Raw genomic sequence first — 15,618 nt, 5'->3', positions numbered from 1 at the left:
TAGTGTGGATAAGTTCTGTGGATAAATTTTCCACATTTTCAGGTCTTTCTTTTTCATTAATTCCATCTTGATAATTTTAAACAACAAACATTTATTCATCACTTATGATGAATATTTTTTATGAATTGCATTAAAAACAAAATATACAACCACATTATATTCAGAATATTAAAAACACATTTACAATATAAACCGTTAATATTATGATCTATTTAATTTACCTTTTCCGGATGCTCAATTAAAAATCAACGGACACAAACATGCAGGTATCTGCAACTAATATTATACTTTATGATGAAAAGTTATCCACAATGAGAACAAATGCAACAACCCAATATCCTCATTCAAATGACAACAACAGACATCATGGAAAGCATCATTCCTTATCCCGGCAAGCAGTACTATAAATTTTAATTCCTGAAAATTGTATTTATATGTCTTTTCGTAAATTAGACTTTAAAATAAACCAGACCCATACACTCAATTTCATATGGAAAAATACACAATATCATCAGACGGTCAGAAAATTCATTATAAAGAATTCGGAAAAGGGAACACAACATTGATCTTCATCCACGGATGGCTTGGCAATACCGAATGGTGGGAAAACCAGCAGAAATATTTTAGCAGCCGGTATCATATTGTACAAATGGATCTTGCAGGACATGGAAAATCTGATTCTTCCAGACAGGAATGGACAAGCACAAGATATGCGGATGACATTAAAGCTGTTGCTGATGTTGTTCATTCAAATGAAATTATACTTGTAGGGCATTCTATGTCCGGAGCTTATGTGCTTGAGGCTTCACTGAAAATCCCGCAGGTGAAAGCGTTAATTCTGATTGATACCCTGAAAAATTTAGATGAATCTTATACGGAAGAACAGACTGAAGAAGTTTTATCACAGTACAGAACCGATTTTAAGTATACTGTGGAAAACATTCTTCCGCAATATCTGTTTGTCGAACAAACTCCTTCTGACGTAAAAGAAAGACTCCAGCACGAATTTCTTCAGAATGACCCTGAACTGGCAATCAATGTCCTCAGACCGCTTTACAAAGCTGATATCAATACAATTGCAAAGCAGGTTCAGGTGCCAGTGATCGCCATCAATTCGGATGCTTCTCCTACCGATGCGGAAACCAATCGAAAATATATGAAAAACTATGACTACGTGACCATTGAAGGAGTTGGACATTATCCTATGTTGGAAAAGCCAACTGAATTCAATACTATTCTTGATAACGTTATCAAAAAACTAATCTAATACTTAACCATGCAAAATACCAGAATTTTCGCAACAGCATTCTCCAGCGTTTACCCACATTATATTCAAAAAGCCGAAAAAAAGGGGCGCACCAAAGAAGAGGTACATGAAATCATATTCTGGCTGACAGGATATGACGAAAAAAAACTGCAGGAAATACTGGACCATAAAACTAACTTCAAAACATTTTTTGAACAGGCTCCACAGATGAATCCCAATGTTTCATTAATTAAAGGAGTCATTTGTGGATATCGTGTGGAAGAAATTGAAGATGTACTGATGAGAAATATCCGGTATCTGGACAAACTGATTGATGAATTGGCGAAAGGAAAGAAGATGGAAAAAATATTAAGAGCAGTTTAAAAATAAATATCCTTACAAACTTATAAATCTGAAAAATCTCTTCTCCAATTCAAAAAACTTCCCGAAATTAGCGGTCTGTGCGTTAAAACTATTCAATGAAATAAAAATTTAAATTACAACATACAGCAAAACTTAGTATAAGTTTTCTTCGGGGCAGGGTGAAATTCCCTACCGGCGGTTACAGTCCGCGACTCCTTTCTTCGGAAAGGACTGATCTGGTGAAATTCCGGAACCGACAGTTAAAGTCTGGATGGGAGAAGAAAATGAGATGACCAATAAGATTCCTTATGGATTCTTGTTGCGTTGTATTTCATTTCCATGTACCGAAGAGTATTTTAACTTTTAAAAGTAAAATAACATGGAAAAATTATTAGAACAATTTGGAGCTACCTCCAGAGAACGTGTAGAAAAAGCACTTCAGACATTACAAAAGGGAAAAGGTATTCTTTTAGTAGATGACGAAAATCGTGAAAACGAAGGCGACATCATCTTCCCCGCTTCCACTATTACAGAGCAGGACATGGCACTTCTAATCCGCGAATGCAGCGGTATTGTATGCTTGTGTATTTCTGAGGAAAAAAGCCGACACCTCAACCTTCGTCCAATGGTGGAAAACAACAATTCAAAAAATCAAACTGCATTCACCATTTCCATTGAAGCCAGAGAAGGTGTGGAATCAGGTGTTTCCGCAAAAGACCGTGTAACAACCATCAGAACAGCCGTAGCATCAAATGCACAGGCAGAGCACATTGCAAGCCCAGGTCATGTATTCCCCTTAATTGCAAGAGAAGGTGGAGTATTTGAAAGACGTGGCCATACTGAAGGCAGTGTTGACCTTGTAAAAATGGCTAACTTGGGTAACGATGCTGTACTTTGTGAACTGACGAATGAAGACGGTTCTATGGCAAGACTTCCGGAGATTGTTGATTTTGCCATCAAAAAAGGGATGAGTGTTGTGACCATCGAGGATATTTACGCTTACCGTAAAATGGTAATAAGCAACTAAACATAAACATTTTTAACGCACAGACCGCCTGTTGATCCGACCAGCAGGCGTTTTTATTAAAAATTTAACTAAAAACTCATTAATTTGATAATTGAATACCATTTTTTATTTATTTTTAACAAAAAATTTTGACTATGAAAAAATCTTTACTCCTTTTATTAGGAGCATCTGCGATGTTTTCCGCGCAGATCACACTTACTAAAGTGGCAAATGACCCTATTTCTGGAAACGTTGTTAATTACAATCTTGCAAGCGGAGGAGTAAACAACTCTGCAACCGGACCTAACGCTACATTCTCAAACTCAGGACTTACGATGGGAGCAGCATCACAAACAACCTATTCAACTCCTACTTCTACTGAAATAGCGACTTTTCCAGGTTCCACAATTAAAATGATAGACGGTGCAACCACCGTTTATTACAAAGCTTCATCTGCTAAACTGGAGATTACAGGAATGGTAAATTCACAGGCAACGTTAAACTTTAATGTAGATAACGGTACTCATATTAATTATCCAACAACTTATGGACCGGCACAAAACGATACAGCTAAAGGAACTTTCTCTTCATCTTCCGCTAATGGATTATTCAGCGGTACAATGACTTCCATTGCTGATGCATACGGAACATTAATTATCGGTAATCAAACATACAGTAATGTCCTTAGAGTAAAATTTACACAAAACCTGAACCTATATTCATCTTTTGATATTACTTATTCTAACCCTATTGGTGCCATTACCAATACGGCCTATTCTTATTACGATGCTTCTCACAGATATGCATTGCTAAATTCTACCAACGGAAATATCAGCATTCCGTTGTTGAGTATCAACCAGAATGTAATCACTTCATTTGCATTAAATGAGACATTCCTGGCTGTAAACAATGCTGTGAAAAAAGAAAGCCTAGTAGTTTATCCAAACCCTGCTCAGGATTTTATCGGTTTCAAAGGAAATACAGATAATTATTCTAAAGCCAACATTTACAGTTTGGATGGTAAACTGGTTAAGACTTCCGATGTAAAATCTGGAAACATTCAAATCTCAGATCTTCCACCAGCATCTTATTTCATTGAGATCAGTGGAAAAAATGCTGCAGAAACAAAGAATACAAAATTCATCAAGAAATAATAAAAATCCCCGCTCCAATGAGCGGGGATTTTTTGTTAACATTCAACCTTACATCTACTAAAAGGTAGCTGCAGGAGCTGTTTCATTATTAAGCTTTCGCTGAATTTCGGTTTTCTTCCCTTTCGAGAAATCATAGCTTAGCCCTAATACAAACATGGACTTATTGTTCATAATCTGTGTATGAATTTTATAATCTACCAGGCTTTCCGGTAAACTTTTCGTTTTATATTCTGAAGGCATTCCTATCCAGTACATGCCTGTGGAAAATGTCCAGTTTTTATGCTTATAGCTCACAAAAATATTATTTTGATTTTCATTCGTATTCAGGAATGCTCCATTGAGACTATACACAGGAATATTGAACTGATACTGAACGGAAAAAGATTTATATTCTGAAGAAAGCGAAAAATAATTTCCTAAATAATTATTTTTTATCAAAGCTCCTTTGCTTGTTCTTACTGTTTCAGAAGTGGGTGTAATCACAGCTTTGATAACAAGGAGACTATTCCCAAAAGGTTTATAAGATCCTGTTAACTGAGCTCCATATCTCTGAGCATTTTTTCCATTTTCATAAGTCAGTGCATATCCATTCAATACCTCATCATGAACGTAATACTGATTGATTACCCTGTTCGTATATCGGTAAAATAAACCTGCATTGAAATCAAAATACTTATTATTAAAAGAATAAGTCAGATTATTAGAAAAAACCTGTTGGGATTGTAAAAAAGGATTTCCTCTCTGAACGATATTAGGAGCCAATTGTACTACATTACTACTTAATGCATTACTCCATGGACTCACTGGATTGTAGCTTGCGGTAAAACGAAGATTCTGATTACCTTTAACCTGATAGGCTAAAATCACCTTCGGAGTAAAAGTCCATTCATCAAAAACATTCTCTGCACTTTTGTTGTGAATATTGGTAAGACCCGCTCCAATACGATAGCTTAATTTGTCTACTTTCCCAGCAAATTCAGTATAAAAATACTGTTCCAGATAAGTGACACTGTATTGAGAATATCCGGCAAGGTTATTCAGATCATTAGAAATAGAGGATCTTGAAATGCGGTATCCGGATGAAAGTTTTCCTGCTGTAAAATCATGGACATGCGCCAGTTCTCCCACCATACTCGTCTGTTTTGCTTTCAATACCATATCATTATCATATACCGATAATCCTGAACCTACAATCCATTCTTTGGCTGTTTCTGTAGTATTGGTAGTATAATGAGAACCTACAACATTAATACTCAACTCATCTTTTTCCCCAATCTTTTTAGAATAATAAAGATCCAGCTTAGGGATCACATAATCTGAGCCATTATTTTTGAACATATTGTGCTCTTCATTCAGATTATCCTCAGTAAAAACACTCTGCCCTACTCCTTTTGAAAACCTGCTGAAAATATCCATATTCAGTTTAGCCTGAAAAGCGTAATCATCAGGAACAAGTCTGGTATAGCGTAACGCAATATTCTGGAAAGTATATCCGAAATGATCTTTTCTATTTTCATCAGAACGGTAATGTTTTCCATTCAGTTGATAATCATAGATACTATTAACTCTTCTGTCATTATAATCTCTAAGATTCAGGGAATATTCCAGTCCGAAATTATTTTTTCCCTTCGTATAATCAGCATAGGCAGAACCATTCACAAATCCTGTATTCAAAGCTGCAGAAACATCAGCTCCGAAAACATATCCTGTTTCTGTAGATTTTGTCAGAATATTAACAACGGTATCCGCCCTGGTTGCCCATCTTGCCGGTGGAATATCATAATACTCTACCTTTACAACCTCACTGGGTGCAATACTTCGGATCTGCATATCGGTAGCTTCAATCCCGTTGATAAGAAATAGTGTCGTTCCTCCTTTCGTACTGGTAATGGTATTGGCTACCGGATCCAGTTGTAATTCAGGAAGAGTACGAAGCAGATCTTTTGCATATCTTGCTTTCTCCAGCGCCTCCTTATCAAAAGTATAAACAGCTTTGTCTGCAAACTGTTTTTTACGCTGAGATTTTAAAATAACCTCCTGAATTTCTTTGGTGGCCGCAGCATCAGCTGTATCATTTTTCGTCTCTTGTGAAAACATAAAAGTGCAGCAAAGAAAGAAGAGGGTATATATAGTTTTTTTCATGTCTGAAGATGAATTATACCATTAAAACAATCAATCCTTCATGTTTGTTACATTTATAATAGCAGATCAATTAAAAAGCAATAAATAAGTTTTCTTCAAAATTTCAGTTATTATGTTAAATCCAGCCCGTTTTTTGCTGGTATTTTTTACATCACAAAATATAGAGTCATGAAAAAAGTATTCATATTAATTCCGTGCTTCCTGTTTTCTTTTCTCAGAGCTCAGGAAATTCAGAACAGTTCAGCAGAGAAGATGAATATCATCAAGACCAATGTCACGGCTTATGCATTCAGAAATATCAATCTGTCTTATGAACGGGCGATCAACCAATGGTTTTCCGTGAATATCGGTTTCGGAACAATGCCTGAAGGAAAAGTACCCTTTATCAATGCTTTTCTGAAAGATGAAGATGAGAAAAGATTCCAGAATCTTAGGGTAAAAGCAACCAATTTCACTATTGAGCCGAGGTTTTATATCGGGAAAGGTTATGGAAAAGGATTTTATTTTGCTCCCTATTACCGCTATTCAAGTGTAACATCCAATGCTTTTGATTTTTATTATGATTATAACGGTCCGAATGGAATCACTTATCAGGTACCACTTAAAGGACAGGGAGATACAAAAGGGAACAGTGGCGGATTAATGGTCGGCGTACAATTCTTTTTGACCAGAAGCCAGAATCTTGTATTGGATTTCTGGATTGCAGGAGCTCATTATGGAAGCGGAAAAGGTGATTTTACCATGACTTCAGATTATGTACTGACTCCTGATATGCAGGCTCAGCTAAAAAAAGAAATTGAAAATCTGGATATTCCGTTTGTAAAATATACGGTAGAAACGAATGCCAATGGCGCCAGAATAAAAGTGGATGGCCCCTGGGCGGGTTTCCGAAGCGGACTTTCCATTGGGTATAGATTTTAAAAAAAATAATCCTTTATTTATACAAACCGTTCTTTTCCAGAGCGGTTTATTTTTTTCTGAAATTTGTATCTTGGACGCTATAATTAACAAAACTTTCTGGAAAATATCATGATGAATTCGTCCACTATTACTACCGCTCAAAGAATTAAAGCCATCATAGGTGGATCTATCGGAAACCTTGTGGAATGGTATGACTGGTATGCGTATGCAGCCTTTGCCATTTATTTTTCCCATTCATTTTTCCCGGATTCTGATCTGAATGCCCAACTGATGAATACCGCAGGAATATTTGCTGTAGGCTTTCTTATGCGTCCTATCGGTGGATGGCTGTTCGGTAGCATTGCGGATAAGATGGGAAGAAAAAAAGCAATGACACTTTCTGTTTTGTTGATGTCTTTTGGATCTTTACTAATTGCCCTTACTCCTACTTATCAATCTATAGGTATTCTTGCTCCTTTATTGCTTTTACTGGCAAGATTACTTCAGGGATTAAGTGTGGGCGGTGAGTATGGCGTTTCCGCAACTTACCTCAGCGAAATGGCTACACAGGACAGAAGAGGATTTTATTCAAGTTTTCAATATGTCACTTTGATTGGCGGGCAGCTTATAGCACTGGGAATTCAGCTTATTTTACAAAAATTATTACTCACAGAAGCTCAGCTGGAAGAATGGGGATGGAGAATTCCTTTTGTAATCGGGGCTATGCTTTCTATCATTGCATTATACCTCAGAGCCAACCTTCATGAAACGGAAGCTTTTGAAAATAAAAAAGAAATCAGCGAAAAGAAAAAGGGAACTGTAAAAGAGCTTCTGAAACATCCTAGAGCCCTGCTTACTGTTGTAGGCCTTACTTTAGGAGGAACATTGGCATTTTATACCTATACAACTTATATGCAGAAATTTCTGGTGAATACGGTACATCTTACCAAGGAAGAGTCTACATTAGTTTCTTTCATTTCGTTATTTATTTTCGCCTGTCTTCAGCCTGTCTTTGGAGGGTTATCTGATAAAATCGGAAGAAGACCGCTTCTTTTAGGTTTTGGTATTCTGGGAACTTTGTGTACGGTTCCGCTTCTTACAGCATTAAGTACAACTACATCCATTTGGACTGCATTTTTCCTGATTATGGCAGCGTTAATTATTGTCAGCGGATACACTTCCATTAATGCAGTGGTAAAGGCAGAACTTTTCCCTTCCGAAATCAGAGCACTTGGTGTAGGTTTGCCTTATGCTATTACTGTAGCTGTATTTGGAGGAACAGCGGAATATATTGCACTTTGGTTTAAAAAGATAGGATCTGAAGAATATTTTTATTGGTACATTACCGGTTGTATTCTTTTTTCTCTGGTTGTTTATGTTGGAATGAAAGACACCAAGAAAACGTCTGCACTGGATAAAGATTAATATCAGAAATAATATAAAAATTGAACGCCGCAGAAAATCTGCGGCGCTCGTTCTATTTTTTAATGATAGGCCTGTTTAAATTTTTCAATCATACTATCCAGATTATGACGCTGGACGTATATACTTTTTACCTCTTCATACCTCGGTGATTTGTAGAAAACCTCGTGGAAATCCATACTACCGTTTCCTACTTTTACAACTTTCTGTACTTCGATATTCAACTTTCTTAATTCGTCTTTGAAGACTTTAAATTCATCTTGGATACTACTGCTCATTAATATTTATAGTTTTTTAGTTAAAAATTCCATTCACCCCTTCAAATGTGAGGGGTAACATCTCAAATTCCGAATAAAGTTAGTAAATTTATTGACACAAAGTAACACTTTGACAATATTTTATTATTTTTTTTACAAATAGTAGGTCGATATTATTCGATTGATGCATATTTCATATTTTTAACCTCAAAAAAAAATTGTAACAACCTTATACAAACCATGAATAATAAAGCATTTTTCTCTTTATTCTTTTTACTACTGCTTACTTTCCTGCATGGTCAAAAAATGCAATTTAAAGCACCGGATTATGTGGAAATTCAAAAAAATATTGAGGATAAAAATTCAGAATTCTATTATCCGAAACTTTTAAAGAGGTTAAAACAGAACGATACGCTTCTTACAAGTAATCAATACCGTCATCTTTATTTCGGATATACCTTTCAAAAAGACTATCAACCTTATAAAATTGGAAAGAAGTCAGAAGAAGTTGCCAAATATTATCGTGGAGAAGGTATTTCACAAAAAGATCTTTCGAAGGGAATTCAGTTATTTTTGGGTGCATTGGATGAAAATCCTCTGGATCTTAGGGCCATGAATTATCTCGCCTATTTGTATCATTTGGATAATGATGACACCACTGCTGAAAAAATCGCAGGAAATTTCCACGGGTTATTAAATGCCATTCTTACCTCAGGTAATGGATTGACCTGTGAAACAGGCTTTCACGTTATTTCTGTAACAGATGAATATGTTCTTTTAAACAGGTTTCAAATGGAAACAAAATCACAAAGTATGAAAGGAAAATGTGATTATCAGGAATTTGAAAAGGATAAATACAAAGTTCCGGGTTTTTATTTTGACATCAGCAGATTCTATGGAAGGATATTAGATTAATAATTTTCTGATATTTTATTCATTATTTCATCACGTTTTTACTATTCAGAAATGACCGTTATCAATTTTTATAAAAATAAATTTCATATGAATTTACCCTAAACAAAAGGGCTTGGAAGGAGGAAAGATATTTTTTTCAAAAAAAATTAAATCTTGTGTAACATTTTTTAAAGTTTCGTCTCTAAAAGACAAATAAACTTTAAAACTTTAGAAATCATGAAAAAATTCACATTCCTTTTGATCATCATGTTATTTTTTTTAGCAGTATGCAATATATTCGGGCAACAAATAACTTATCCGTTTGAAGTAAAGAAAACAGGAAAAGGAAATCAATCTTTACTATTCATTCCGGGGTTTGCTTCTTCAGGAGATGTTTGGAACGAAACCACTGCAAAGTTTGAAAAAGATTTCACCTGTTATACTTTAACGATGGCAGGATTTGCCGGAACAAAACCACAGGCAGATGCCAGCTTTAAAGACTGGGAAAAAGAAATAGCTGCTTACATCAAAAATAATAAAATTGACAAACCTATTCTTATCGGACATAGTATGGGAGGCGGTCTTGCATTAGCTATTGCAGCCGACTATCCCGAACTTGTAGGCAAAATTATTATTGTAGATACGCTGCCCTGCCTGGCAGCCTTATCTGATCCTAATTTTACTTCTAAAGAAAACAATGACTGTTCGGCTACCATTACTCAGTTAACAGCGATGAATGATGAACAGTTCCGAAAAATGCAGGCTCAGGCTATACCACGTCTCTTAGCAGATACTTCTATGCAGGAAACCGTGATCAGCTGGAGCATGAAATCAGACCGAAAAACATTTGCTAAAATGTACTGCGATTTTTATAATACCGATCTCAGAGAAAAAATAAAAAACATCCAGTGTCCTTCCCTTATTCTTTTGGAATCCTTTTTTGTTAGCCTTAAACCCGCTATTGAAGGGCAATACAAAAATGTAAAGAATGCCAATATGCAGTATGCTTCAAAAGGATTACATTTCATTATGTACGATGATAAGGATTGGTATTTTAGCCAACTTAACAACTTTTTATCTGCGAAATAATGGCTTTTGAAGAGATATACGAACTCTACTGGCAAAGGATATTCCGCTTATGCATGGGATATGTGAATGATACTGAGATTGCTCAGGATCTTGCTCAGGAAACATTTATCATTGTCTCGCAGCACCTCCCGAAATTCAGGAATGAATCCAGCGTAGGAACATGGATTTTCAGAATAGCTTCTAACAACTGTCTCCGACAGATTGAAAAGGAAAAGAAATTTACCAAAACAGATTTACCCATCAACCTGGAAGAAAAAAAACAGGAATCTATGGAACCTCAGATTCAAATGCTCTATCAGTTTATTTCAGAGTTGCCTGAAACAGACAGAATTATTATTTCATTGGAACTTGAAGAGATAAAACAGGCTGAAATAGCTCATATCGTAGGACTTTCAGAATCCAACATCAGGGTAAAGATTCACAGGATAAAAGAAAAATTAACGCAAAAGTTTAAAGAAAATGGCTACTAATATTGATTTCAAAAATATATGGAAGCAGCAGACTTCCAACAAACCTAATCTGGAGGAGCTTCTTGGAAAGCTAAAAAAATTCAGAAACCAGAATCTGCGCAGACTCATCTTTGCTAATATTGGATTAATCGCTACTTCATTAGTAATTCTTTTCATCTGGTACCGTTATCAGCCGGAAATGATCACAACAAAAATCGGAATCGTGCTTGTAGTTCTGGGTATGGTTATCTTTCTATTGGCCTATAACAAAATGTTTATGGTTTTTTACAAAATTGATCAGACTCAATCTAACCATGAATATCTACAAAGTTTATACGTGGTAAAAAACAAACAGAAATGGATGGAGACAACGATACTCAATTTGTATTTTATGATGCTCTTTCTCGGAATTTGTTTTTATATGTATGAATACACATCGAAAATGGCCATTGGTTTTGGTATTCTAGCATATGCTATGACATGTGCATGGATCGCTTTCAACTGGTTTTACTTAAGACCCCGAACCATAAAGAAACAGCAGGAAAAACTTGACGAATTAATTAATAAATTTGAAGAGATCAATAATCAATTAAAAGAATCATGATATCTTCTGACAACAAAAACCACTGGGAAAATGTATATGAAACCAAAAATCCTGATCAGGTAAGCTGGACCCAGAAAAAACCTCAAACCTCTCTTGATTTTATAAAATCTTCCGGATTGGGAAAAGATGCCAGCATCATTGATATTGGTGGTGGAGACAGTAACCTTGTTGATTTTCTTCTTGAAGAAGGATATGAAAATATTACAGTGCTTGATATTTCTGCCAAATCTCTGGAAAAGGCACAGGAAAGACTCGGAGATGCTGCCAGTAAAATAAAATGGATTGTCACAGATATTACAGCCTTCGAACCTACAGAAAGCTATGATATCTGGCATGACAGAGCTGCTTTTCACTTTCTGACAACTCCGGACCAGGTCTCAAAATACACCAATATTGCGGAGAAAAATGTAAACCATTTTATGATCATTGGAACTTTTTCGAAAAATGGCCCTACCAAATGCAGCGGATTAGATATTCAGCAGTATGATGAGGAATCATTAACAGAAAAATTTGAAAAAAGTTTTAAAAAGCTACAATGTATTACCGAAGATCACACAACCCCTTTTGAGACCGTTCAGAATTTTGTGTTCTGCTGTTTTAAAACGCATTAATGAATTGTATATATTTTTATTTAAATATAAAAAAAGAGAGCCGGTAATGACTCTCTTTTTTGTTTATCTAAACTTTGAAACAGTTCTTTATTATGATTCTTTTTCTTCTTCCAATTCCACTTCATGACGAAGCTGAGCTTTGTAAAGCGTAGCATAGTATCCATTTTTATCCAGAAGTTCAAGGTGTTTTCCTTCTTCTACAATTTTACCATGTTCCATCACAATGATCTTATCCGCTTTTTCAATGGTGGAAAGTCTGTGAGCAATAATAATGGATGTTCTGTTTTTGGTAATTTTTTCTGTGGCTCTCTGAATCAGCTTTTCACTTTCGTGATCAATGGAAGAGGTAGCTTCATCCAGAATTAAAATTTTCGGATCTGATAAATAAGCCCTCAGGAAAGACAACAGCTGTCTCTGTCCTAAAGAAATGGACGAACCTCTTTCGCTTACTACATAATCATATCCGCCAGGAAGCTGCTGAATAAACTGATCTACTTCAATTTCTCTGGCACCTGCTTTTATTTTCTCCAATGTGATGCTGTCATCTCCAAAAGCAAGATTTTCGAAAATACTTCCGTGGAAAAGGAAAACATCCTGCAATACTACCCCGATGTGACTTCTCAGGTTATACAATTCATAATCTTTTAAATCCACATCATCAATCAGAATATTTCCGGAGTTGATATCATATAATCTTGTAATCAAACTGATAATGGTAGATTTCCCGGCACCTGTTGCTCCTACAATCGCTACTGTTTCTCCCGGATTTACTTTAAAATCAATTCCTTTCAGTACTTCCTGCTTTTCATCATACGCAAAATGTACTTTCTGGAATTCAATTTTTCCTGCAAAATGATCTTTCTTCACCGTTCCGTTATTAAGCATTGAGTTTTCCTCATCCATCAATCCCAATACTCTTTCTGCTCCTACAATTCCTCGCTGGATATTATTAAAACGGTCTGCAATCTGTCTTAATGGACGGATCAGCATTGAAATATACTGGATAAAAGCAATCACAACTCCGGCGCTGATCGTAATATATCCTCCATAGAAAAGAATAAAACCAATGAATAATGAAGAAATAAGTTCCACTACAGGAAAAAACAGTGAGAAAATAAATACAGTTCTCAGCAATGCTCCCTTCAGCGTAATATTGATATCATCAAATTTTTTGAACTCAGATTCCTGTCTGTTGAAGACCTGAATGATTGACATTCCTGCCAGTCTTTCCTGAACAAATGAGTTTTGATTGGCTGTCCAGTTTCTTTCATCTCCGAAAGCTTTTTTCAGTCTTTTCTGAAAAAATCTCGTAATCAATACCATTAAAGGTAAAATAGCCAGTGTAATATAACTCAGGTGAACATTGGTACTGAACATCATCACCAGTACAAACAGAATTCTCAGAATATCTCCGAATACCATCAGGAATCCATCTGTATATACTGTAGCAATGGTTTCCACATCTCCTACAGCACGCGTTACCAACTGACCAATTGGCGTTTTATCAAAAAATGAAGTTTTGAAATAAATCAGTTTAGCATATAAACGCTCTCTGATATCCCTGATCACATTCTGCGAGATGAAATTTGAAAAATAAACCAGGAAAAAGTTTAATATAGTTTCTGCAAATACCAATCCTACAAGGATATAGATATGCTTCATCATCAAAGCCTTATCATGGAGCTTTGTAATGTCATTATCCACCACCTGCATTGTAAGATAAGGCCTATAAGTAGAAACGATGGAAAGGAATATGGAAATAATAAGAGTAAGGATGAACCAAGAACGAAACTTCATTCCGATAAAGAACAGCCTTTTTATAATTCCCCAGGTATCTTGTTTTTTCATTGTACGAATCGAAAGAAAGAATTAAAATAAAATTCTATGCAAAAATAAGACTTTATAACCGGACTGCCTTTACAACTTTCGCAAATCGTCATAGAAAATATAAGATACCTACCATTTACAATATGAATATATTAAGCATTTTTTTGTATCCAGCCCAGAACATATTCTGCTACTTCTTCCCAATTTTTTTCTCCACAGATGAAATGACTTCTCCCTGCAAATTCTTTAAAATCTACAATACTGTTCGAATCTTTATAAGCTCCCGCAATTTTTTTTGAAAATTCAGCAGGAAAAATTTTATCATTAGAGCCAGCAATAAACAACAGTGGCTGATGGGGTTTCTTTAGATCTAATTTCGCAGAAGCTTTGAGTAAAGGATCTCTTGCCAGTTTTCGACTTTCGGGAGCAGCTACCTTTTCATACAATTTATCACTTTCTTCTTTAGAATAATTATTAAAAAAAGCTTTGTGATACCAATCTTTCGTTCCTAAAAACGGGCTGTTTCCTTTGAAAAAGTTAACCACCGGCCAAACAATTTTTACTGTAGAAAAAGGAGCCATTACATTTTTTGGAGGTGCTCCATCAATACTTACTCCGGCTGCAGCTTTTCCCATATCAATCAGCTTCTGAACCATAAGTCCTCCAAAAGAATGGCCGATAACAATAGGTTTTTCAGGAAGGCTGTCAATCAGTTTTACAAGATTATTTACGGTATCATCAAAGCCCACATGTCGCAATTCCTGAGGGATATTGTTTTTTAAATTCACCGGATCTCCTTCATGTCCCGGATTTGAAGGCGTATGCACGGTATACCCCTGAGCTTCAAAATAGGTTTTCCATTCTTTCCAGCTTGTATTATTCACAAATAATCCATGAATTAATACGATAGTTTTTGTTTTCATATTTTTTACTTTTTTATATTGTTAAAATGATGAAACAAATTTCCGCAGATAAAATGACGAAAACTTTAACTCAGGTTAAAATCGTACTATTTCCCTGAAATTCTTTTCCTTATCCTACTCAGAGAAGGTCCCTGAATGCCCAGATAAGAAGAAATATGATACAGCGGAACATTGCTGAAAATATCCGGATGCTCTTTCATAAGATCCAGATAGCGTTCTTCCGGAGACTTTAATAAAAACCCCTCTACCCTTGTCATGGTAATATTAAATGCTGCCTGTGCCATAAGCCGTCCGAATTTTTCCCATTGATGCGACTGCTGATAAAGCGAAAGTAAATCAGTATGTCGGATAAAAATAATGGAGGCATCCGTAAGAGCCTGTGTAAAATAATCACATGGAATCTGATTCAGAAAACTTTTAAAAGGAACAACAAAGCCATTGGCAGAATACAGAAAAACATTCTTCTCTTCTCCGGTATCTCCATTAATAACGTAAGAACGGAAAACTCCATCAACGATAAACCCCAAATAAGAGCAGACATTTCCCTGAAGATTATAAAAATCTCCTTTTTTATATTCCTTAGGAAGCCAAAATTGTTCAGACAATCTGAAATCTTCTTCTGAAAGTCCGGCAAAATGATGTAATGCGAAGGCTAGTTTTTCAATTTCAGTCATGATTATTTTTTTAGTATCCCTTACATTATTTAAAAATAATCTTATTTTCTGATACTA

At 35.6% G+C, this 15,618-nt stretch carries 16 protein-coding genes and 1 riboswitch; of the genes, 11 read left to right on the top strand and 5 right to left on the bottom strand.

The features are described 5' to 3' along the window. The first annotated feature begins 490 nt into the window (after positions 1-490). From REB14_RS05470 to REB14_RS05455, 4 genes are all read left to right on the top strand, one after another. Positions 491-1,267 carry an alpha/beta fold hydrolase gene (locus REB14_RS05470; RefSeq protein ID WP_309521696.1) on the top strand — a complete coding sequence of 259 codons (777 nt, stop codon included), beginning with the start codon at positions 491-493 and terminating at the stop codon, positions 1,265-1,267. A 9-nt stretch (positions 1,268-1,276) separates the two neighbouring features. Then, positions 1,277-1,630: a DUF2200 domain-containing protein gene (locus tag REB14_RS05465; RefSeq protein WP_079243229.1), complete on the top strand. Its 354-nt coding sequence runs from the start codon at positions 1,277-1,279 to the stop codon at positions 1,628-1,630. 140 nt (positions 1,631-1,770) lie between these two features. Then, positions 1,771-1,896: riboswitch (FMN riboswitch) on the top strand. Positions 1,897-1,988: 92 nt separating this feature from the next. Continuing rightward, positions 1,989-2,636, top strand: coding sequence for a 3,4-dihydroxy-2-butanone-4-phosphate synthase (gene ribB / locus REB14_RS05460; protein WP_034696171.1), 648 nt, complete (start codon positions 1,989-1,991; stop codon positions 2,634-2,636). Between the two features lie 134 nt (positions 2,637-2,770). Next, positions 2,771-3,769, top strand: coding sequence for a T9SS type A sorting domain-containing protein (locus tag REB14_RS05455; protein WP_079243230.1), 999 nt, complete (start codon positions 2,771-2,773; stop codon positions 3,767-3,769). 57 nt (positions 3,770-3,826) lie between these two features. Here REB14_RS05455 and REB14_RS05450 read toward each other — a convergent pair whose 3' ends face one another. Beyond that, positions 3,827-5,911, bottom strand: coding sequence for an outer membrane beta-barrel protein (locus REB14_RS05450; protein ID WP_309521695.1), 2,085 nt, complete (start codon positions 5,909-5,911; stop codon positions 3,827-3,829). 168 nt (positions 5,912-6,079) lie between these two features. Here REB14_RS05450 and REB14_RS05445 point away from each other — a divergent pair, with 168 nt between their 5' ends. Next, positions 6,080-6,832 carry a DUF3575 domain-containing protein gene (locus REB14_RS05445; RefSeq protein WP_309521694.1) on the top strand — a complete coding sequence of 251 codons (753 nt, stop codon included), beginning with the start codon at positions 6,080-6,082 and terminating at the stop codon, positions 6,830-6,832. A gap of 108 nt (positions 6,833-6,940) precedes the next feature. After that, a complete protein-coding gene (locus REB14_RS05440) occupies positions 6,941-8,236 on the top strand; it encodes an MFS transporter (RefSeq protein ID WP_309521693.1) in 1,296 nt (431 codons plus the stop codon). A 59-nt stretch (positions 8,237-8,295) separates the two neighbouring features. Here the strand turns inward: REB14_RS05440 and REB14_RS05435 are convergent, their stop codons facing one another. After that, positions 8,296-8,511: a hypothetical protein gene (locus REB14_RS05435; RefSeq protein WP_034696179.1), complete on the bottom strand. Its 216-nt coding sequence runs from the start codon at positions 8,509-8,511 to the stop codon at positions 8,296-8,298. A gap of 219 nt (positions 8,512-8,730) precedes the next feature. On the opposite strand from REB14_RS05435, the gene REB14_RS05430 reads away from it, so the two are divergent. The 5 genes from REB14_RS05430 (at position 8,731) to REB14_RS05410 (ending at position 12,137) form a co-directional block, all read left to right on the top strand. After that, on the top strand, positions 8,731-9,405 hold the full coding sequence (locus tag REB14_RS05430; protein WP_309521692.1) for a DUF4919 domain-containing protein: 675 nt from the start codon (positions 8,731-8,733) through the stop codon (positions 9,403-9,405). A gap of 216 nt (positions 9,406-9,621) precedes the next feature. Then, positions 9,622-10,473 (top strand): alpha/beta fold hydrolase, encoded by an 852-nt coding sequence (locus tag REB14_RS05425; RefSeq protein ID WP_309521691.1) that lies wholly within the window; start codon positions 9,622-9,624, stop codon positions 10,471-10,473. Further along, positions 10,473-10,943, top strand: coding sequence for an RNA polymerase sigma factor (locus tag REB14_RS05420; protein WP_309521690.1), 471 nt, complete (start codon positions 10,473-10,475; stop codon positions 10,941-10,943). Before REB14_RS05425 ends, REB14_RS05420 begins: the two co-directional genes overlap by 1 nt. Then, positions 10,933-11,526, top strand: coding sequence for a hypothetical protein (locus tag REB14_RS05415; protein ID WP_309521689.1), 594 nt, complete (start codon positions 10,933-10,935; stop codon positions 11,524-11,526). The genes REB14_RS05420 and REB14_RS05415 overlap by 11 nt, the downstream gene beginning before the upstream one ends. Continuing rightward, positions 11,523-12,137, top strand: a complete 615-nt coding sequence (locus REB14_RS05410) for a class I SAM-dependent methyltransferase (RefSeq protein ID WP_309521688.1) — start codon at positions 11,523-11,525, stop codon at positions 12,135-12,137. The genes REB14_RS05415 and REB14_RS05410 overlap by 4 nt, the downstream gene beginning before the upstream one ends. A gap of 90 nt (positions 12,138-12,227) precedes the next feature. Here the strand turns inward: REB14_RS05410 and REB14_RS05405 are convergent, their stop codons facing one another. The 3 genes from REB14_RS05405 to REB14_RS05395 all read right to left on the bottom strand — a co-directional run bounded on the left by REB14_RS05405 (position 12,228) and on the right by REB14_RS05395 (position 15,561). After that, the gene (locus REB14_RS05405; RefSeq protein WP_079243238.1) at positions 12,228-13,985 is read right to left on the bottom strand and encodes an ABC transporter ATP-binding protein; all 1,758 of its coding nucleotides are present in this window, start codon (positions 13,983-13,985) and stop codon (positions 12,228-12,230) included. 131 nt (positions 13,986-14,116) lie between these two features. Continuing rightward, a complete protein-coding gene (locus REB14_RS05400; RefSeq protein WP_079243239.1) occupies positions 14,117-14,887 on the bottom strand; it encodes an alpha/beta hydrolase in 771 nt (256 codons plus the stop codon). A gap of 86 nt (positions 14,888-14,973) precedes the next feature. After that, positions 14,974-15,561, bottom strand: coding sequence for a Crp/Fnr family transcriptional regulator (locus tag REB14_RS05395; protein ID WP_034696189.1), 588 nt, complete (start codon positions 15,559-15,561; stop codon positions 14,974-14,976). Positions 15,562-15,618 lie beyond the last annotated feature (57 nt).

Source organism: Chryseobacterium metallicongregator, from assembly GCF_031324065.1.
In the GTDB taxonomy this organism is placed as follows: domain Bacteria; phylum Bacteroidota; class Bacteroidia; order Flavobacteriales; family Weeksellaceae; genus Chryseobacterium; species Chryseobacterium metallicongregator.
The sequence above is the reverse complement of the archived record's forward strand: the minus strand, read 5'-3'. Positions and strand labels throughout refer to the sequence as shown.